The organism is Staphylococcus microti, assembly GCF_000934465.1.
Classification (GTDB): Bacteria; Bacillota; Bacilli; order Staphylococcales; family Staphylococcaceae; genus Staphylococcus; species Staphylococcus microti.
Genome location: NZ_JXWY01000152.1, coordinates 1 through 334, shown reverse-complemented (window position 1 = coordinate 334; position 334 = coordinate 1). Strand labels below are relative to the sequence as shown.

1 rRNA gene is annotated in these 334 nt (G+C 47.0%); it reads left to right on the top strand.

The features are described from left to right. Window position 1 precedes the first annotated feature (1 nt). Window positions 2-334 (top strand): 23S ribosomal RNA (locus tag TP70_RS10905); the annotation flags it as partial.

The following is a 334-nucleotide window of genomic DNA, read 5'->3' as shown; positions in this document are numbered from 1 at the left end:
AGATTAAGTTATTAAGGGCGCACGGTGAATACCTTGGCACTAGAAGCCGAAGAAGGACGTTACTAACGACGATATGCTTTGGGGAGCTGTAAGTAAGCTGTGATCCAGAGATTTCCGAATGGGGAAACCCAGCACGAGTTATGTCGTGTTATCTGCATGTGAATACATAGCATGTAAGAAGGCAGACCCGGAGAACTGAAACATCTTAGTACCCGGAGGAAGAGAAAGAAAAATCGATTCCCTGAGTAGCGGCGAGCGAAACGGGAAGAGCCCAAACCAACAAGCTTGCTTGTTGGGGTTGTAGGACACTCTATACGGAGTTACAAAGGCACAT